We start from the raw sequence: 18,499 nt of genomic DNA on the forward strand, positions 1-18,499 counted from the left end.
GGAGCGCCGTGCGCACGGCACGGACGTCCGCCCCGTCGGCCAGTCCCCGGCCGGCGAGCCACCGTCCCCATGCGCCCGGATCGGACAGGACGTCGGTGTGCGCTTCGTGGTCGACCGTGTTCAGGAAGTCGACCACCAGGTCCACGTCTGCCACGGCAACCACTGTAGGCCCGACACCGGTTCTTGCGGAAAAACGCCTGTTCAGAACGCTATTCATGCGGTGTATAGACAGTGGCTATACACCGCATGTACAGTTCGCGGGCATGTCGATCGGACACACTCTGTTAGGACTGCTCGAAGGCGGGCCGAGACACGGCTACGACCTCAAACGGGCCTACGACGAGCACTTCGGGCACGACCGGCCACTGCACTACGGGCAGGTCTACGCGACCCTCTCGCGGCTGCTGAAGCACGGGCTGATCGAGGAGAGCGGGGTCGAGCACGGCGGCGGTCCGGACCGCAAGCGGTACGCGGTCACCGCGGAGGGCGTCACCGATGTCGGCACGTGGCTGACGACGCCGGAGAAGCCAGAGCCGTACCTGCAGAGCACGCTCTACACGAAGATCGTCATCGCGCTCATGTCCGCGCGTGACGCCCAGGACGTGCTCGACACCCAGCGGCACGCGCACCTGCGCGCCATGCGCGAGCTCACCTCCCGCAAGTCCGGCGGCGACCTCGCCGACCAGCTGATCTGCGACCACGCACTCTTCCATCTCGAGGCCGACCTGCGCTGGCTGGAGCTGACGGCCGCTCGCATCGACGAACTGAGGAAACAGGTGACCCATGACTGAGCCCCTGCTCGTGGCGACCGGCGTCGTCAAGTCCTTCGGCCCGACCAAGGCACTCGACGGCGCGAACATGTCCGTCCGCGCCGGTGAGGTCGTGGCCGTGATGGGCCCGTCCGGGTCCGGCAAGTCCACGATGCTGCACTGCCTCGCCGGCATCATCCAGCCCGACGCCGGCACGGTGACCTACGACGGCAAGGAGCTGTCCGCCATGCCGGACCAGCCCCGCAGCGCGCTGCGGCGCACCGAGTTCGGCTTCGTGTTCCAGTTCGGGCAGCTCGTGCCGGAGCTGTCGTGCATCGAGAACGTGGCGCTGCCGATGCGGCTCGGTGGCATGAAGCGCCGCGCGGCCGAGGCCATGGCACGCACGTGGCTGGACCGCCTCGAGGTCGGCGACGTCGCGAGCAAGCGGCCCGGCGAGGTGTCCGGTGGTCAGGGCCAGCGGGTCGCGGTCGCCCGCGCGCTGGTCACCGGCCCGAAGGTGATCTTCGCCGACGAGCCGACCGGCGCGCTGGACTCGCTCAACGGTGAGCACGTGATGCGCATGCTCACCGAGGCCGCGAAGGACACCGGCGCGGCCGTGATCCTCGTGACCCACGAGCCCCGCGTCGCCGCGTACTCCGACCGCGAGGTCATCGTGCGCGACGGGCACACGAGGCAGGTGGAGTTCGCGTGATCGCCGGGGGGTGGATGAGCGACCTCGTCCTCGGGGTCCGGCTGGCCGTCGGGGGTGGCCGGACCTCGTGGGCGAGGCTCGCACTCAGCGCCGTCGGGATCGCGATCGCGACCGCGACGCTGCTGGTGGGGGCGTCGGTGGGCAACATCCAGGCCGAACGCCAGCAGCGGCAGATGGCCGACTTCGCGAGCACCGAGCCCATCGAGGGCGTTGACCCGACCTTCACCGAGCGCAAGTACTCCGAGTTCCTCGGCGACGGGCTGAACATCACCTACGTCGCGGCGAGCGGGCCCGCGTCGCCCAAGCCGGACGCGCTGCCCGCGCTGCCTGCCGAGGGCGAGATGTACGCCTCGCCCGCGCTGGCGGAGCTGCTGGCGTCACCGGAGGGTGAACTGCTGGCGCCTCGGCTGCCGGAGAAGATCGTCGGCACGCTCCCCCAGGGGCTGGTGCAGATGCCGGGGAACCTCACGGCGTGGGTCGGCGCCGACCTGGCGGTCCTCGAGAGCGTGCCCAGCGTGACCTCGGCCTACGGGTTCGGCTCCCCACCCACCCCGAACGACCTGGACGCCGGGATGCTGGCGCTCATTCTGGTGGGAGCGGTCGTGCTGCTGCTGCCGGTGTTCATCTTCGTGACCTCCGCCAGCCGGATCGCGGGTGCCGAGCGGGACCGCAGGCTCTCCGCGCTGCGGTTGGTCGGGTCCGGTTCGCGGCAGGTCCGCCGGATCGCGGCCGCGGAGTCGCTGGCGGGCGCCTTCGCCGGGTTGGTGCTCGGCTTCGCGGTGTTCCTGGTGGCCCGCCGGTTCGCCGACGGCGTCGACCTGTTCGGCGCCAGGGCCTACGTCTCCGACGTGGTGCCCGACCCGGCGCTGACCGTGCTGATCGTGCTGCTGATCCCCGCGCTGTCGGTGCTCACCGCGCTGTTCGCGTTGCGGCGCACGATCATCGAGCCGCTCGGCGTCGTGCGGCAGAGCAAGCCGATCCGCAGGCGCCTGTGGTGGCGGCTGGCGCTGATCGTGCTGGGGGTCGTGCTGCTGACCACGCAGCTCGGCGCGGACGAGTCCAGCGACACGTGGGCGATGGCGGTGAGCGGCGGCGCGGCGCTGCTGCTGGTCGGCGTGCCGGTGCTGTTGCCGTGGCTGGTCGAGCGGGTGGCGGGGCGGGTGTCGGGCGGGCCGACGTCGTGGCTGCTCGCGATCCGCAGGCTGCAGCTGGACAGCGGCACGTCCGCGCGGGTCGTCGGCGGGGTCGCGGTCGTGCTGGCCGGCGCCATCACGCTGCAGACCGTGCTGATGTCGGTCGAGGGTGCGGTCGGGCTCCCCGGCGGCACCGAGCAGCCGCCCGGCGCGGTCGAGGTGTACTCCAGCCCGGAGATCGCGGACGCGGTGTCGCGGGACCTGGCCGCCGCGGACGGGGTGCGGGACGTGCACGCCATGCGCTTCACGTCCTTCTACGAGAAGGACCGGCGGGACAACTCGGTCGGCGGGGTCGTGCTGGACTGTGCCGCGATTCGGGACCTGATCGGCGTCCGTGGGTGCGCCGACGGCGACGTGTTCCTGATGAACGACGACTACGAGCCGCCGCTCGAGCCGGGCATGGCGCTCGAGGAGCGCGAGTACCTGAACAAGCCGGACGAGGAGTGGGATCCGGAGAACTACCGGGTCACCGGTTCGTGGTCCATCCCAGAGGACGCGCAGTACTTCGACCGGCCGCAGAACTCGAACGTCTACTCGCAGGTCGTGCTGACCCCTGCCGCGCTCCCCAACTCGCCGCAGCGGGACGAGGACTCGTCGACGTTGTACGCCATGGTCGACCCCGATCTCTCGGCGGACCAGCTGGAAGGCATCCGCAACTCGGTCGCTGCGTACCGCATCGAGACCAGTCTGTACTCGTACAACACGGGGCCGGACCTCAACGGCGACCAGCGGATGTATGTGGCGATCCGCACCGGGCTGTACGCGGGGTCGATCTTCACGTTGCTGCTGGCCGGGGTGAGCCTGCTGGTGCTGGCGCTGGAACACATCCGGGAGCGGCGCCGCACCCTTGCCATGCTCACGGCGAGCGGTGTCCCGCGCGGGGTGCTCGGCCGGTCGCTGCTGTGGCAGGTCGCGCTGCCGATCGTGCTGGGCGTGGTGGTCGCGGTGATCACCGGCGTCGGTCTCGCGGCGCTGGTGATGCGGCTGTCGAAGGACCCGCTGGTCGTCGACTGGGCCGGTGTCGCGGTCCTGTGCGCGGGCGCGATCGCCCTGAGCCTCATGGTGAGCGCGATGACCATGCCGTTCCTCCGCAACGCGACCCGCCTGTCGGCGCTGCGGACCGAGTAGGCCGGGGGTCCGCCGGGAGAGGCGTGGCCGCCTCTCCCGGCGGAGGGTCACCCGGCCAGGTGCCAGGCCGTGCCCATGTGCCACGCGGCGCAGATGTTGACGTCCAGCAGGTAGGCACCCGCGGTGCCGCACTGCTGCTCACCGGTGCCCGGGTCGAGCGGCTGGCCGTGGCCCATGCCGGTGAGCGTGTACGTCTCGACGACCGGTCGCCCGTTCGCCGCGTAGACCGCGTGCGGGTAGCCCGCGACGGTGTCGGTGCTGGTCGGGGTCGCGGGGATGCCGTGCACGTTCGTCCACTGCTCGACCAGCTCGGTCGCGTTCGCCGGGGCCACCGTGTAGTCGGCGCTGCCCTGCCAGACGCTGACCGTCGGCCACGGGCCCGTGTGCGGCGAGGCCGCCCGGACCGCGTCGCCCAGCGCTGCGGGAGTCAGGTTCTTGCCGGGGTTCATGCACGAGAACGCGTCGACCATGCTCGCCGCGCACCGGTAGGCGATGCCCGCCACCACGCCGCCGCCCGCGAACATGTCCGGGTACGTCGCCAGCATGACCGCCGTCATCCCGCCACCCGCCGACAGCCCGGTCACGTGCACCCGCGCCGGGTCCGCGCCGGTGTCGGTGATCGTCGTCCGCACCATCTGCGCGATCGACTCGGTTTCGCCCTGGCCGCGGGTGGTGTCCCCCCGCTCGAACCAGTTGAAGCACTTGTTGAAGTTGTTGCCGCTCTGCTGCTCCGGCAACACCACGGTGAACTTCATCCGGTCCGCCAGTTCCGTCCACCCGGCACCGGTGCCGTACCCGGAGGCGTTCTGCGTGCAGCCGTGCAGTGCGACGACAACGGGTCTGCCCGCGGGCAGACCCGTTGGGACGTAACGGAACATCTTCAGGTTGCCCGGGTTGCTGCCGAAGCTCGGCACCGGCTCGATGGCGGCCGCTGCGGGGGTCGCGCCGATGAGCGTGAGCAGGAGCGTGGCCACCACGGCCACGGATGCTGGTCGAAACATGCCGTCACCACCTCGTTGTGTTTCGGCGTACCTCACTCACGGTAGGTGGGCGCTTGCGGTGTGTTGAGGGTGGCCGGCACCACATTCGCGGACCGGTTTGTGGTGGCTGTGCTCATTTCCGTGCGCATGGAAGGCTTCTACGTTCTGCGGTATGCGTGCTGCACTGGTCGTCGTAGCCTTGGTCGCTGCCGTCGTCTCGCCCGTGTCCACCGCCGCGGCGGAGTCCTGTGCCCGGCTCCATGTGCCGATGGCGCAGCGGCAGGTGGTGTCGTGTCTCGGTGAGCTGACGACCGCGGGCACCGTCGCGTCCGGCCACACCGTCGCCGCCGACTGGGCGGGTCTCACACAGGCGTCGCTGCCGCAACCCAGTGGCGTGCCGGGAATCCAGGTCGACGGGTACTTCCCGGACAGCTCCGCCACGAACACCAACAACGGGTGGAACCACGACGCGCAGTTCGTGCTGCGGCTGCCCGACCGGTGGAACGGCGGCCTGGTCGTGACGGGCTCGCCCGGTTCGCGGCGCCAGTACGCGAACGACCGCGCGATCGCGGACTTCGTGCTGTCCAAGGGATACGCGTTCGCCGCGACCGACAAGGGCAACACCGGCGTCACCTTCTACCACGACGGCCGACGCCCCGGCGACGCGCTCGCCGAGTGGAACCAGCGCGTCACCCAGCTGACGATCGCCGCGAAAGCCGTTGTGGCGCAACGATATGGCCGCCTCCCCGACCGCACCGTGATGGCGGGCATCTCCAACGGCGGCTACCTGGTGCGCTGGCAGTTGGAGAACGTGCCGTGGCTGTACGACGGCGGCATCGACTGGGAGGGCACGCTGTGGCGCACCGACGGGCCGAACCTGTTCACGTTCCTGCCCGCCGCGCTGCGGAACTACCCGGCCTACGCGGCCGGTTCGCCGCAGGCCCACGACGCGATGCTGGCGGCGGGGTACGCGCCTGGCTCGGAGTTCCTGTGGCCGTTCCACAACCAGGTCTACTGGGACCTCACGCAACGCACGTACCGCGAGGAGTTCGACCCGGCCTTCGACGGCGCGCTGGACGCGGGCACCCCGTACTGCGCGAGCGGCACCCCGGCCTGCGACGCGGACTACGACTACGCGTCCGTCCCGAGGACGGTCCACGCCGCGGTGGCGAAGGTCGCGCTGACCGGCCGCATCGGCAAGCCGCTGATCACGCTGCACGGCACCCTCGACACCCTGCTCCCGATCAGCCAGAGCAGCGACGTGTACGCCGAGATGATCCGCGACCGTGGCCGCTCCCGGCTGCACCACTACCACCGCATCGAAGGCGGCAACCACACCGACGGCCTGGTCGACACCTTCCCGGACAAGCTCGTCCCGCTGGCCCCGGAGTTCCAGAAGGCGGTCACCGAACTGGAGAACTGGCTCCGCTGAGGCGTGGACACCCGCAGACTTTTCAAGTACTTTGAAAGTCATGACCGAGGTGCTGTTCTCTGAACTGGTGAACAAGCCGAAGGACACCGTGGCCAAGCTGGGCCGGTCGCGGGACCTGCGGCTGCGTCGCCGCGACGACGAGGATCTCATGCTCACCACTGCTGCCCGAGCCGAGCAGAACACCGAGATGATCTCGGCGACGACACGCATGTTCGTCGCGCTCATGCAGCACGACGAGCAGGCGCGGTCGCTGCTGCTCGACGTGATGCCCGAAGCGTTCCCGTGGGTGCGGTTCCTCCCCAGGGAGGATGTGCAGGCGTTCCTCATCGAGCTGATCGGCACCCTGCGCGCGATCGAGGAGCTGGACAGCCCCGCCCCGGTGGTCCAGGTGATCACCGAGTGGCGGCACACCGCCGAGGTCCACGCCGATCCCGAGTTGTTCGCCGCGCTCACCGAAGACGGTGAAGACCGCGGGCCGGTGCCCGCTCCGCCCACGTCGTGACCCAGCGCGAGGACGACGAGCAGCGCCACACGGTGTGGGTTCAGGCGGCCGGCACGGGTCATCCGAAGGCCACGGAATAATGCTCACCGTGTGCTGAGTGCCTCCTCGGGCAGGCGCGTGCCGAGCCACTGGAACGCCATCGCGCCCGCCGCCGCGCACGTGGCCACCACGGCCCACGGCACCCACACTCCCGCCGCGAACAGAGCCACCACCGCGGGGGCAAGGACAACGGGCACGGTGAACGCGTACTGGAACGCCGCCAGGTGACGGCCCCGCGACTCGGCGGGTGCCATCGCCACGGCGAGAGCGTTCGACCGTGCCCCGAACAGGGTGCTGCTCGCCGCGAGCACCAGCGCCGTCACCAGCAACCACGCCGGGCGCCAGCCCGCGGGCAGTGCCACGGCCACCAGGCACAGCGCGCACCACACGGCCAGCAGCACCGCCGCGTTCGCCAGGGTGGTGGTGCGCGGCAGGTGCCCGGTGACACGGACGGCGAACGTCCCGCACGTGCTCGTCACCGCCGTGTGCAGCGCCAGGATCACGCCCGGCAGCCACACCGGGCTGCCGAGGTCCAGCACGTAAACGGGCATGCCGACGAGGAAGAAGTCCGTGCCGAGCGCCACGAGCCCGGTGACGACCACGATCCCGACGAACCGCCGGGAGATCCGGCCGGACGTGCGGGCCACGGGCGTGTGCGGCGCCCGGACCCGCCACGCGAGCAGCAGCGCGCAGACCGCGAAGCTCACCGCGTTCAGCGCCACCGCCGCCCGCAGCCCGCCGAACGTCAGCAGGCCGCCTGCCGCGAGCGCGCCGACGCCGAAGCACGCCGACCGCACCATGCCGACGACCGCGAACGGGTGGTCCTTCTGGCGGTCCCCGACGACGTCGGAGATCAACGCGAACAGCGAGCTGTAGAACAGCTGCTGCCCGGCCGCGAGCAGGCAGACGGCGACCGCGACCGTGAACACGCCGTCCGCGACGAGGAACCCGGCTGCCCCGAGGGCCTGCACCACCTGCGACGCGATCACCACCGGCCGCGGCCCGACCCGGTCGACGAACCGCCCCGCCACCGGCGGCACGAGCAGCCCGACGACGGTCCCGGCGGTCACCGTCACGCCGGCGACGGCGAGCGGCAACCCGACCTCGCGGGTCACGTAGACGAGGGTGAGCGGCAGGAACAGGCCCGACCCGAAGTTGTCGACCCCCAATGCGATCAACAGCGGCAGCACCCGGCCACTGTGCCAGCTCCCGCACCGGCCATGGTCCGGAACCGCATGATCAGTTCCGGGCGCGGCGCTACCAGGCGCCGGTTGCCTTTGCCTGGTCGATGGCCGCCTGACCGGCGTCGGTCATCAGGCCCGCCGTGGTCAGGCGGGTGGCGCGTGCCCGGTTCAGCGCGCTCCACGAGCTGCGCCTGCGCCGGGGCGTGAACCGCAGCCGCGAGTGCCCGGGGTCGTGTTTGCGGTGCAGTCCGTCGATCCACCCGAAGCACAGGGCCTGTTCGACGGCTTCCTGGTACCGCACGCCGGGAATCCCCTTGTGCGGCAGCACAAGCCAGACCTCGTCGGCCGAGCGGCCGTTCCTGGTCAGCCATTCGCGCCATTCGCCCGCGTCGCGTACCTCGATGATGTCCATGCGGCCGATGCTCCCGGTCAAAGTGCTCACCGACTGAGCGCTTTACCCGTGGAGTTGGTGCAGGCGCAGCGCGATCTGGATCTCGAGTGCGCGTGCCGGGGTCTGCCAGTCCTCACCGAGGAGGGACGCGATGCGGTCGAGGCGCTGGACGACCGTGTTGACGTGGACGTGCAGCACCTCCTTGGCACGGGTCAGGTTGGTGCCGCACTCGAAGTACGCCTGCAGCGTCGTCACCAGGTCGGTGCCTCGGCGCTGGTCGTAGTCGAGGACGGGCCCGAGCGTGGCGCCGACGTACCCGGCCAGGTCGGTGCGGTCGCCGATCAGCTGACCGACGAAACCCAGGTCCGCCAGCGCGGCACCGTGCCCGGACCGGCCCAGCGCGAGCAGCGACCGGACGCACCGGCGTGCCTCGTCGGCCGCCGACGCCAGCGCGGCCGGGCCGGCCGCGGGGCCGGACGCGCCCACCGTCACCGGCGCCTCGACGGACGTGCTCAGCGCCGTCGCCAGCCGTCCGGCCAGCTCGGACGGGTCGCCGTCCGCCACCAGGAGCACCACCTGCTCGGCGTGCAGGCCGACGAGCGTCGCGAACCGGCCGCACGCCATCGCCAGCCTGCGCCTCGGCACGCCGTCCACGTGCGCGATCAGCACCGCGTGCGGCGCCGCGAGGTCGATGCCCAGCCTGGCGCCGCGGGCGAGCAGCGCGGCCGGGTTGCGGTCCGGCGTGGTGAGGAGGTCGGTGAGCAACTCGCCGCGCACCTCGTCCTCCGCCTTGGCGACGGACCGGCGCAGCAGCAACAGCAGCGCCGCCACCACACACGCCCGCTCGAACAGCCGCCGGTCCGCCTCGTCGAGTGCCGCCCGGCCGGTCAGCACGAGACTGCCGAGCAGCTCGGGACCCGCCAGCACCGCGCACACCCACTGGTCGCCGACCCGCACCGCCCGGCCCGCCACCCGCGAGGCGGCGGCCGCCTCCTCCGGCCAGGAGATCGCCGACGCCACCGCGCCCGCGAAACCGGACCGGGTGGCGGCATTGCCGGTGCCGACGACCGGTGGGGCGGCGGCTGGCACGCGCGCCAGCTCCGCGCCGGTCGCGTCGAAGAAGACGATGCCGCCGCCGAGGACCACGGCCACCTCGGCCGCCACCTCCGCGACGTCGCCGCCGCGCAGCACCAGCTCCATGAGCCGGTCGTGGGCGTCCTCGGCGCGGCGCATCGACTCGTTGCCCGCGCTGATCGTCTCGTTCGCGCGCCGGGTCTCGTCCAGCAGCTGCGCGTTGTCGATCGCGATCGCGGCGTGGTCGGCCAGCGACGACAGCAGCGCGACCTCCTCCGCCGTGAACTCGCGGCGCTGCCGGTCGGCGGCGAACAGCACGCCGATCACCTTGCTGCCCAGCATGAGCGGCACGCCGAGGATGCCGACCATGCGTTCCGCCGACACCGCGTCGTCGATCGACGACGTGTGCGCGAACCGGGGGTCGGACAGGTAGTCGGCGCTCGCGTACGGGTGGGCCGACTGCGCGACGAGACCGCCGAGACCCTCGCCGTGGCCGATCCGCAGCCGGGGCAGCAGCGAGGACACCGAACCGTCCGTGACCCGCATGTACGTGGTCCCGGCCGCCTCGTCGTTGAGCGAGAGGTACGACAGGTCCACCCGCAGCAGCATCCGCGCGCGGTGCACGATCGACCGCAGCACCGCGTCGAGGTCCCGCAGCTTCGACAGGTCGCTCGCCGTGTCGAACAACGCCCGCAGCTCGGCCTCGCGGCGCCGGTGCTCGGTCAGCGTGTGCCGGATCCGCAGCGCCACCTCGGTCGCCCGCGCCAGCGCCGTGTGCTCTTCGTCGGACAGTCCCGCCGAGCGCGCGGCCACCGGCACGTGCGCGAGCTGCTCGCTGCTCGCGTCACTGGCGAGCAGGTCGAGCAGCTTGCGCACCGCGTCGTTGACAGCCACATCCACGCTGGTCATCGTGTCACTTGCGCCACCTCCGCACGAACAGGCGGGCTGGCGTCGTCGTCGTCGAGCGCCGAGCCCCTGGTCTCCTTGGCCACCAGCACGGCCACCACCGTGATCAGGCACATCGCGACCAGGTACAGCGACACCGGCAGGGTCGAGTCCCACGCGTCGAGCAGCGCCACCGCGATCAGCGGCGCCAGCGCGCCCGCGAGGATCGACGCGAGCTGGTAGCCGACCGACGCGCCCGAGTAGCGCACCCGCGTGCCGAACAGCTCCGAGAAGAACGCCGCCTGCGGGCCGTACATGGCGCCGTGCAGCACCAGCCCGATCGTGGTGGCCAGCGCGATCACGCCGAACGATTTCGTGTCGAGCAACGCGAAGAACACGAAGCCCCACGCGCCCATCGCGACCGCGCCGAACAGGTACACCACGCGCCGCCCGATCCGGTCGGACAGCATGCCCCACAAGGGGATCGACACGAAGTGGACGGCGGAGCCGATCAGCACCGCGTTGAGCCCGACGGACTTCGCGAGGCCGAGCGACTCGGTGATGTACACGAGGATGAACGCGGTGATCACGTAGTACGAGACGTTCTCGCCCATCCGCGCGCCCATCGCGATCAGCACCTGGCGCCAGCTGTGCTTGAAGACCTGCACGATCGGTGCCTTCTCCTCGACCCCGCGCTCGGCCGCCTTCCGTTGCGCGGCGAGGAAGACCGGCGACTCGGCGACGGCGAGCCGGATCCACAGGCCGATCACCACGAGCACCGAGGAGAGCAGGAACGGGATCCGCCAGCCCCACGAAAGGAACGCCTCGTCGGTCTGCACGGCGGCCAGCACCGCGAGCACGGCGGTCGCGAGCAGGTTGCCGCCCGGCGCGCCGCACTGCGGCCACGACGCCCAGAAACCCCGCCGGGAGGCGCCGCCGTGCTCGGACACGATGAGCACCGCGCCACCCCACTCGCCGCCGAGCGCGAAGCCCTGGACCAGTCGCAGCAGGGTGAGCAGGATCGGTGCCGCGATACCGATCGTCGCGTAGGTGGGCAGCAGGCCCATCGCGAACGTGGCGCCACCCATCATCAGCAGGCTGATCACGAGCAGCTTCTTGCGGCCGATCCTGTCGCCGTAGTGACCGAAGATCAGCCCGCCGATGGGCCGGGCGAGGAAGCCGATCGCGTAGGTGGTGAACGCGAGCAGCGTGCCGGTCAGCGGGTCGGCGGTGGGGAAGAACAGTTTGTTGAACACCAGCGCGGCGGCTGAGGAGTAGAGGAAGAAGTCGTACCACTCGACGGTCGTGCCGACGAGGCTCGCCGACACGATCCTGGCGAGGGAGCGGGGATTGTGCGCAGGGCCACTGGTCATGAACAAAAACGGTAGGTTTCGCACCGGCCCGTGAACCATGTGTGAACTGGACATATCACGTGGCGTTTAAGTGGTGACGGGGGCCACAGGTGGCTTGGGTGCACCGGATCTGGCTACTGTTGCGAGCGTGATTTGCCCGAAGTGTCAGAACACGATGCGCACCGTGGACCGCCAAGGCATCCACATCGACCAGTGCGACAGCTGCCGTGGGATCTTCCTGGACCGCGGCGAGCTGGAGGCCATCCTGAACGCCGAGCGCCAGTACTCGGCCCAGGCCGCGCCGCCGCCGTACCAGGGTGGTGCGGTCCCGCAGCCGTACCAGGGTGCGCCGCCGGGGCGGTACTCCGACTCGCCTCGCGGCTACTCGGACTCCCCGCGTGGCTACCAAGGCGGCGGGTACTCCGACTCCCCGCGCGGCTACGGCGGGCACGGTGGCCACGGTGGCCACGGCCACCGGCGCCGCAAGAGCTTCATCGAGCAACTGTTCGACTGATGTCCCGTCCGTGAATCCCATGATCTGCGCGGGATGCGGTCGCTGGACCGACGAACCGCGGGTCGAGACCGACGGCGCCGGTACGGTTCTCGTGTGTGTCGCATGTGGACACCGAGAGCCGTACCGGCGCCTGCCTCTGTTCGCGGTCACCGGACCGAGCGGCACTGGCAAGTCGACGGTGGGGCGGGTGCTGGCCGCCCGGCTCGCCGACACCTGCGTGGTGGCAGAGCAGGATCTGCTGTGGGTCGGCGCGTTGCGTGACCCGACGGGTGACTCCGCCGCGTTCCGGCAGACGTGGCTGCGGCTCGCGGCGAGCCTGCAGCAGTCGGGCCGTCCCGTCGTGCTGTGCGGCACGGTCGCGCCACCGCAGTTCGAGACCTGGCCGGAACGCGTGCTGTTCGACGACATCCACTACCTGGCCCTGGTGTGCGACGCGGACGTGCTGCGTGCGCGGTTGATGGCCCGCCCGGCCTGGCGCGGCTGGGACGCCGGCCGCATCGACGAGATGATCGAGTTCGCGGAGTGGATGCGCACCGCGCGGACCGAGCCGATGATGACCAGGCTGGACACCACGACGCGGCCAGTGTCCGAGACGGCCGCCGACGTCGAGGCGTGGGTCCGGTCCCGCCTAGGGACGCGCGATGATCGACAGCTCCACGCTGAAGGGGTCGCGGAACACGGCTGAGCGGCCGTAGGGCGTGTCGTCCACGGTGCCGCCGCCTGCCTTCGCGAGCGTCGCGTCGGTGTCGGCGACCTCGAAACACGTGCCCCACGCGGACTTCGCGCCCGGCATGCCCATGATGCCGCCGACCTCGTGGCCGTCCTGGCGGCGCAGGAACGTGAAGTCGAACCCCGGCAGGTCCGGGTTGCGATCGAGGGTGAAGCCGAAGACCGCGGGGTAGAACTCGCGGGCCTTCCCGGGGTCGCCGGTCACGAGGTCGTTGCGTACCAACGTGTCCGGCTCGTTGACCAGGCGGCAGCCGGGGAACGTCCCGCCCTGCCACAACCCGAACACGGCACCCGTCGGGTCGGTCGCCAGCGCCGCCCGGCCGAGGTCGCCGACGTCGTGCGGTTGCTCGACGATCGTGCCGCCCGCCGCCACGACGGCCTTCGCGGTGGTGTCGCAGTCGTCGGTGGCGAGGTGCACCGTCCAGCCGCCGTCGCCAGTCCGCATCCCGGCCACCGGCACGCCTCTCAGCAAGCACATGGTGCCCAGCTCGCCGTCGGCGAACGTCCAGCCGAAGACCCCGCCGTAGTAGTCCTTGGCCTTGGCCAACTCGGCCACGCCGGGCACCCGCAGGTCCAGCCACGTGGGCGTACCCAGCGGCTGGCGCTCGTTCACTTCGCTCATGACGACCACGCTACCGGGCATGTAGGTCAGATCAGGTCCTACTTGCGACGTGCGCCACGACCGCAAGCAGAGCGCTTGCAACTGCTAGCACTCGGGCGTACGGTCGAAGACGTCACGAGGAGGTGGCCCGGTGAACGAGAACCCGATGGACAAGGTCGCCGACCTCGGACGGGACATCGGCGACTACATCAAACAGCAGCGCAGCAACGCGAAGATCTCGCTGCGCCAGCTCTCGAAGCTCGCCGGGGTCTCCAACCCGTACCTCAGCCAGATCGAGCGGGGACTGCGCAAGCCGAGCGCGGAAATCCTGCAGCAGATCGCCAAGGGTCTGCGGATCTCGGCGGAGGCGCTCTACGTACAGGCCGGGATCCTCGACCTGCCGCAGGGCGGACCGGTGGTCGACGCGGTGCGCGCGGACACGACGCTCACCGAACGTCAGAAGCAGGTGCTGCTCGACGTCTACGAGTCGTTCCGCCGCGAGAACGCCGCAAGCACGGCCGAGGACGCGGCCACCACCGAACAGCCTGAGCCTGACAACAAGGAGTGAACACCCATGGTTTCGATGCCGAAGACCGATGACGTACGCAAGGCCCGTGAGCAGGCCGTCGCCGTGCTCAACACCGCCGCTGACGGCATCCGCACGCCGCTGCTCGCCGCGCTCGGTGCGGGCGACCTCGCCACGCAGGCCGTGATCGACGCCGTCAACAAGGCCCGCACCAGGGTCAACGAGGGCACCACCTCGGCCAGGGAGACCGTCGACACGCTGCCCAAGGACCTGGCGGGTCTTCGCGAGAAGGTCGACCCTGCCGAGCTGCGCAAGCTCGTCGACGAGTACGCCGAGGCCGCGCAGAAGCTCTACCAGAAGCTGGCCGGTCAAGGCGAGGACGCGCTGACGAAGCTGAAGTCCGACCCGCGTGTCGGCAAGGCGATCGACCAGCTCGAGGAGGCCATCGCCGCGCTGCAGGACCGCGTCGGCGACGCGGCCGGTGACGCCCGCGAGCTCGCCGACGAGGTGCTCTCGAAGGTGACCCGCCGGACCCGCTCGGTCGGCGAGAAGACCGCCCGCAAGGTCACCCAGGCCGCCGACGAGGCCGCCGTGGCCGTCGAGGAGCTCGGCGACGACGTCGCGCACGAGGTCCGCAGCGCGAGCCGCAAGGCCGCCAACCGGACCGCTCCCCGCAAGGCCGCGCCGCGCACCGCGTCGACGACCCGCAAGACCAACGGGTCCGCCAAGACCACCAAGACCACCAAGTAACAACGCAGGTCAGAACCCCCGGACAGCCATTGCGGCGCCGGGGGTTCTTCGTGTCCGCAAAGCGGCGTATGGGTAGTCCGCTGGAAACACCCGTGCCTCCGCACGTAGTCTGGGGCGCGTGCCGGCAGAAGCGTTGTGGATCCTCTGGATCATCAAGTGGCTCGCGGTCCCCGTCGGGGTCTACGCGTTCATCCACGCATTGATGCAGCGACCGGACGCCTACGCCGCGATCGACAGAATGACGAAACCGGCCTGGCTCGGCATCACCGCGGGTGGCACCGTGGCGCTGATCCTCTTCGACGCGGCGAGTATCGGACTGATGTTCTGGATCGCCGGTCTTGTCGCCGTGCTCGTCTACATCGTCGACGTGCGGCCGCGGCTCATCGAGGTGCAACGCGGGAACCGATGGTGAGATGGACCGTCGCCGGCTCGCTGACCGTCGAGCCCGCCGCCGAGCATCCCGGCCTGCTGGCCGACCCGGTCGTGAAGGCGCTCGCCGCGCTGCCCGATCCCGCCGATGTCGGTGTCGCCGCGATCGACCCGGAACTCGCCGACACGGCCGCGTTCTGCGAGGCGTACGGCTCGCCGCTGACGGCGTCCGCGAACTGCGTCGTCGTCGCTGGCAAGCGGGCCGGTGAGGAACGGTTCGCGGCGTGCCTGGTGCTGGCGACCACGCGTGCGGACGTGAACGGTGTGGTGCGCAAGCGACTCGACGTCCGGAAGGCGTCGTTCGCGCCCATGGACACCGCGGTCGAGCTGACCGGCATGGCGTACGGCGGCATCACACCGCTCGGCCTGCCGCCGGAGTGGCCCGTGCTGGTAGACGCGGCCGTCGCGGCCGCGCCCGAGCTGGTCATCGGCAGCGGCGTCCGCGGCAGCAAGCTCCTGGTCACCGGCGCCACGCTGGCCATGCTCCCGAACGCCGAGGTCATCGAGGGCCTCGGCCGCTGATCCGGCCTCCGCGATCTTGCCACCGGCTATCCGTGTGGCTATCTTGTCAATGACAAGACTGGAGCGTGACCGATGAGTGTCGACCTGGGTTTGGTCCGGCAGATGTGGCGGCTCATGGAGCCCGTCCACGCGATCCTGTACTACGCGCCCGAGGTGTTCGCGCGCGTCGCGAAGCTTGGTTTCGACACGGAGACGCGCTGGCCAAGCTACTTCCCGCTTCGTGCGGCGCCGCTCGGCGCGGTCGGCCCGGAGCTGGTGGCCGCCGTGTTCTACAGCTTCGACCCGGCCATGGTCCGTGCGCACGTCCCGGCCGTCTGGCAGACCGCCACCCCCGAGGAGGTTCTCGCCGCCCGCCGCGACGGGGTCGACGAGGCGCTGGGGGCGATCACCGCCGACCTGGAGCTGCGGGAGGCCGTCGACCTGGCCCGCCGCCTGGTCGACGGCGTGAGCACGGTCGGCAGGCCACTCGGCGCGGCGAACGCCGACCTGCCGTGGCCGGACGAGCCGCACCTCGCGCTGTGGCACGCGGCCACGATCATGCGCGAGGTCCGCGGCGACGGTCATGTGGCCGCACTGCTCACCGCGGGCCTCGACCCGGTCGAGTCGCTGGTCTCGTTCGCGGGGGTCGGCGCCGCCTCACGCGAGGTCTTCGCGAGCCGGGGCTGGTCGGACCACGAGTGGGACGCCGCCACACGGCGGCTCGTCGAGCGGGGCTGGCTGACCGAGGACGGCACCGCAACCGAGGCGGGCCACGCGGGCCGGGACGAGGTCGAGAGGCTGACCGACGAACTGGCCGCGCCCGCCTACCGGGCGCTCGGCGCGGAACAGGTGGGACGGCTCGCGCAGCTCGTCATGCCCGTCACCATGGCGGCGGTGAAGACCGGTCTGCTGCCGAGGCAGAGCACGCTCGGTCTCGGCCGGTAATGGACGGGCGGGGAGTCCGCGTGTGTGGACTCCCCGCCCTGGATGAGTTGCTCAAAGGGCCCAGGAAGTAAGACGTCGCAACGGTCAGAAAGGTTGCCGATCCAGTTCGGATCGCAGCTGCGGGAACACCTTCGCCACCTTCGCGGTCAGGTAGTCGCCGTAGGTGCCTTCGAACGCGAGCGGTGACTGGCCGTCCCACCGGCGCCGCCCGTCCCCGGCGACCGCGGCGCGGTCGGGCAGCGGCGGCACCTCGGCGCCGAAGTCCGGGTCGAAGAAGAACGGGAACGACAGCCGGTCCCGGCCGGACGTGTTCCGCACCCGGTGCGGGGTGGACCGGTACCAGCCGCCGGTCAGCCGCTCGAGCATGTCGCCGATGTTGCACACGAACGTGTTCGGCAGCGGCGGCGCGTCGATCCACCCGTCCGGCGTGTGGACCTGCAGGCCGCCGTTGTCGTCCTGCAGCAGCAACGTCAGCAGCCCGTAGTCCGTGTGCTCGCCGACGCCCCAGCCCGGGTCGCCAGCCGGTGCGGGCGGGTAGTGGAAGATCCGGAACAGCGTGGTCGGGTTCGCGGTGTAGCCGGCGGAGAAGTAGTCGTCCGCGAGGCCGAGACTCGATGCCACGCCACGCAGGACTTCCTGTGCCACGCGGGTCATCTCGTCCAGGTAGGTCAGCACCAGCGCGCGCATCTCCGGTACCTGGCGCGGGAAGAGATTGGGCCCGTGCAGTGCGAGCGGGTGCTCGGCGGGCAGTTCCGTGCCGAAGTACAGGCCCTCCTTGCGGTCCTGCTCACCCGAGGTCAGCTCGGCGCCCACCGGGAACCAGCCCCGCCACGCCTTCCCGCCGCGAGCCATCGAGATCTGGTCCTTCTCGTTGTCCGGCAAGGAGAAGAACGCGCGGGCCGCGGCGTCGAGCGAGTGCTGCAGCACCTGAGGCACACCGTGCCCGGCGACGTAGAAGAACCCCGTCTCGCGGCACGCCGCCTCGATCTTCTCCGGCACGTCCGGTCCGGCCAGGTCGATCACGGGCAGCATCACAGCACCACCGTCTTGTTGCCGTGCACCAGGATCCGGTTCTCCAGGTGCCACCGCAGGCCGCGGGAGAGGACGACCTTCTCGATGTCACGGCCCTTGCGCACCATGTCCGGCACCGAGTCGCCGTGGTCGACGCGGATCACGTCCTGTTCGACGATCGGCCCCGCGTCCAGCTCCGCGGTCACGTAGTGGCAGGTCGCGCCGATCAGCTTCACGCCGCGCCGGTGCGCCTGGTGGTAGGGCTTCGCGCCGACGAACGACGGCAGGAAGCTGTGGTGGATGTTCAGTGCCCGGCCCGACCACCGCGCACACAGGTCGGCGGGCAGGATCTGCATGAAGCGCGCCAGCACGATCGCGTGCGGGGCCGCGGCGTCGACCAGCTCCGCCACCTTCGCGAACGCGGTTTCCTTGTCCTCCCTGGGGAATGACACGTGGTGGAACGGGATGCCGTGCGCCTCGGTGATCGTGGCGAGGTCGGCGTGGTTGCCGATCACCGCCGACACCTCCACGTCCAGTTCCCTCGCGGCGACCCGGCCCAGGATGTCGTACAGGCAGTGCCCCTCCCGCGACACGAGGATCACCACCCGGCGCCGCCTGCCCGTGTCGAGGATGTGCCACTCCCCGCCCAGCGCCGCGACGGCCGCCCCGAACCGGTCGCGCAGCTCGGCCGCCTCGAACGGCAGCGAGTCGGCGGCGACCTCCTGGCGGGTGAAGAACCAGCCGGTGTCCGGGTCGGTGTGGTAGGCGGCCTCGACGATCGTGCCGCCCGCCTCGGCGAGGAAGGACGCGATCGTCGCGACGATGCCGATCTGGTCCTGGCAGCCGAAGGTGATCACGTATCGGCGGGCCAT

21 protein-coding genes are annotated in these 18,499 nt (G+C 70.9%); 12 read left to right on the forward strand and 9 right to left on the reverse strand.

The genetic code is table 11. The features are described from left to right. Nucleotides 1–217, reverse strand: a 217-nt coding sequence (locus WBA97_RS01510; protein ID WP_424228805.1) for an ABATE domain-containing protein, incomplete at its 3' end; no start/stop codon positions are given. 46 nt (nt 218–263) lie between these two features. On the opposite strand from WBA97_RS01510, the gene WBA97_RS01515 reads away from it, so the two are divergent. From WBA97_RS01515 to WBA97_RS01525, 3 genes are read left to right on the forward strand one after another with little or no spacing between them, the layout of a single operon-like run. Beyond that, nucleotides 264–791: a PadR family transcriptional regulator gene (locus WBA97_RS01515; protein ID WP_424228806.1), complete on the forward strand. Its 528-nt coding sequence runs from the start codon at nt 264–266 to the stop codon at nt 789–791. Then, nucleotides 784–1,461: an ABC transporter ATP-binding protein gene (locus WBA97_RS01520; RefSeq protein ID WP_424228807.1), complete on the forward strand. Its 678-nt coding sequence runs from the start codon at nt 784–786 to the stop codon at nt 1,459–1,461. The genes WBA97_RS01515 and WBA97_RS01520 overlap by 8 nt, the downstream gene beginning before the upstream one ends. Beyond that, nucleotides 1,458–3,782 carry an FtsX-like permease family protein gene (locus WBA97_RS01525; RefSeq protein WP_424228808.1) on the forward strand — a complete coding sequence of 775 codons (2,325 nt, stop codon included), beginning with the start codon at nt 1,458–1,460 and terminating at the stop codon, nt 3,780–3,782. Before WBA97_RS01520 ends, WBA97_RS01525 begins: the two co-directional genes overlap by 4 nt. A 47-nt stretch (nt 3,783–3,829) precedes the next feature. On the opposite strand, the gene WBA97_RS01530 is transcribed toward WBA97_RS01525, so the two are convergent. Beyond that, the gene (locus WBA97_RS01530; protein ID WP_424228809.1) at nt 3,830–4,783 is read right to left on the reverse strand and encodes an alpha/beta hydrolase family esterase; all 954 of its coding nucleotides are present in this window, start codon (nt 4,781–4,783) and stop codon (nt 3,830–3,832) included. Nucleotides 4,784–4,934: 151 nt separating this feature from the next. Here WBA97_RS01530 and WBA97_RS01535 point away from each other — a divergent pair, with 151 nt between their 5' ends. Continuing rightward, a complete protein-coding gene (locus WBA97_RS01535) occupies nt 4,935–6,194 on the forward strand; it encodes a tannase/feruloyl esterase family alpha/beta hydrolase (RefSeq protein WP_424228810.1) in 1,260 nt (419 codons plus the stop codon). 40 nt (nt 6,195–6,234) lie between these two features. Then, nucleotides 6,235–6,696 carry a hypothetical protein gene (locus WBA97_RS01540; protein WP_424228811.1) on the forward strand — a complete coding sequence of 154 codons (462 nt, stop codon included), beginning with the start codon at nt 6,235–6,237 and terminating at the stop codon, nt 6,694–6,696. Nucleotides 6,697–6,779: 83 nt separating this feature from the next. Here WBA97_RS01540 and WBA97_RS01545 read toward each other — a convergent pair whose 3' ends face one another. The 4 genes from WBA97_RS01545 to WBA97_RS01560 form a co-directional block, all read right to left on the reverse strand. Next, complete coding sequence (locus tag WBA97_RS01545) at nt 6,780–7,925, reverse strand: MFS transporter (RefSeq protein WP_424228812.1); 1,146 nt, start codon at nt 7,923–7,925, stop codon at nt 6,780–6,782. A 67-nt stretch (nt 7,926–7,992) separates the two neighbouring features. Beyond that, complete coding sequence (locus tag WBA97_RS01550; RefSeq protein ID WP_424228813.1) at nt 7,993–8,331, reverse strand: YdeI/OmpD-associated family protein; 339 nt, start codon at nt 8,329–8,331, stop codon at nt 7,993–7,995. A 42-nt stretch (nt 8,332–8,373) separates the two neighbouring features. Next, the gene (locus tag WBA97_RS01555; protein WP_424228814.1) at nt 8,374–10,293 is read right to left on the reverse strand and encodes a helix-turn-helix domain-containing protein; all 1,920 of its coding nucleotides are present in this window, start codon (nt 10,291–10,293) and stop codon (nt 8,374–8,376) included. Beyond that, on the reverse strand, nt 10,290–11,642 hold the full coding sequence (locus tag WBA97_RS01560) for an MFS transporter (protein ID WP_424228815.1): 1,353 nt from the start codon (nt 11,640–11,642) through the stop codon (nt 10,290–10,292). Before WBA97_RS01560 ends, WBA97_RS01555 begins: the two co-directional genes overlap by 4 nt. 127 nt (nt 11,643–11,769) lie before the next feature. On the opposite strand from WBA97_RS01560, the gene WBA97_RS01565 reads away from it, so the two are divergent. Continuing rightward, nucleotides 11,770–12,135 (forward strand): zf-TFIIB domain-containing protein, encoded by a 366-nt coding sequence (locus WBA97_RS01565; protein WP_424228816.1) that lies wholly within the window; start codon nt 11,770–11,772, stop codon nt 12,133–12,135. 19 nt (nt 12,136–12,154) lie between these two features. Continuing rightward, nucleotides 12,155–12,820, forward strand: a complete 666-nt coding sequence (locus WBA97_RS01570) for an AAA family ATPase (RefSeq protein ID WP_424228881.1) — start codon at nt 12,155–12,157, stop codon at nt 12,818–12,820. On the opposite strand, the gene WBA97_RS01575 is transcribed toward WBA97_RS01570, so the two are convergent. Then, nucleotides 12,764–13,486, reverse strand: coding sequence for a VOC family protein (locus WBA97_RS01575; protein WP_424228817.1), 723 nt, complete (start codon nt 13,484–13,486; stop codon nt 12,764–12,766). The two genes, WBA97_RS01570 and WBA97_RS01575, sit on opposite strands and share 57 nt — an antisense overlap. Before the next feature lie 145 nt (nt 13,487–13,631). On the opposite strand from WBA97_RS01575, the gene WBA97_RS01580 reads away from it, so the two are divergent. From WBA97_RS01580 to WBA97_RS01600, 5 genes are all read left to right on the forward strand, one after another. Beyond that, nucleotides 13,632–14,033 carry a helix-turn-helix domain-containing protein gene (locus WBA97_RS01580; protein ID WP_424228882.1) on the forward strand — a complete coding sequence of 134 codons (402 nt, stop codon included), beginning with the start codon at nt 13,632–13,634 and terminating at the stop codon, nt 14,031–14,033. Between the two features lie 15 nt (nt 14,034–14,048). Beyond that, a complete protein-coding gene (locus tag WBA97_RS01585) occupies nt 14,049–14,741 on the forward strand; it encodes a hypothetical protein (protein WP_424228883.1) in 693 nt (230 codons plus the stop codon). A 118-nt stretch (nt 14,742–14,859) separates the two neighbouring features. Continuing rightward, nucleotides 14,860–15,153: a DUF2516 family protein gene (locus WBA97_RS01590; protein ID WP_424228818.1), complete on the forward strand. Its 294-nt coding sequence runs from the start codon at nt 14,860–14,862 to the stop codon at nt 15,151–15,153. Continuing rightward, the gene (locus WBA97_RS01595; RefSeq protein ID WP_424228819.1) at nt 15,147–15,692 is read left to right on the forward strand and encodes a YbaK/EbsC family protein; all 546 of its coding nucleotides are present in this window, start codon (nt 15,147–15,149) and stop codon (nt 15,690–15,692) included. The genes WBA97_RS01590 and WBA97_RS01595 overlap by 7 nt, the downstream gene beginning before the upstream one ends. A gap of 72 nt (nt 15,693–15,764) precedes the next feature. Further along, on the forward strand, nt 15,765–16,616 hold the full coding sequence (locus tag WBA97_RS01600) for an SCO6745 family protein (RefSeq protein WP_424228820.1): 852 nt from the start codon (nt 15,765–15,767) through the stop codon (nt 16,614–16,616). Nucleotides 16,617–16,700: 84 nt separating this feature from the next. Here WBA97_RS01600 and WBA97_RS01605 read toward each other — a convergent pair whose 3' ends face one another. Then, the gene (locus WBA97_RS01605; protein ID WP_424228821.1) at nt 16,701–17,648 is read right to left on the reverse strand and encodes an isopenicillin N synthase family dioxygenase; all 948 of its coding nucleotides are present in this window, start codon (nt 17,646–17,648) and stop codon (nt 16,701–16,703) included. Further along, entirely contained in the window at nt 17,648–18,499 is an 852-nt protein-coding gene (gene purU, locus WBA97_RS01610) for a formyltetrahydrofolate deformylase (RefSeq protein WP_424228822.1), read from the reverse strand. The genes WBA97_RS01605 and purU overlap by 1 nt, the downstream gene beginning before the upstream one ends.

It is taken from the genome of Actinophytocola sp., from assembly GCF_049647105.1.
Lineage (GTDB): Bacteria > Actinomycetota > Actinomycetes > Mycobacteriales > Pseudonocardiaceae > Actinophytocola.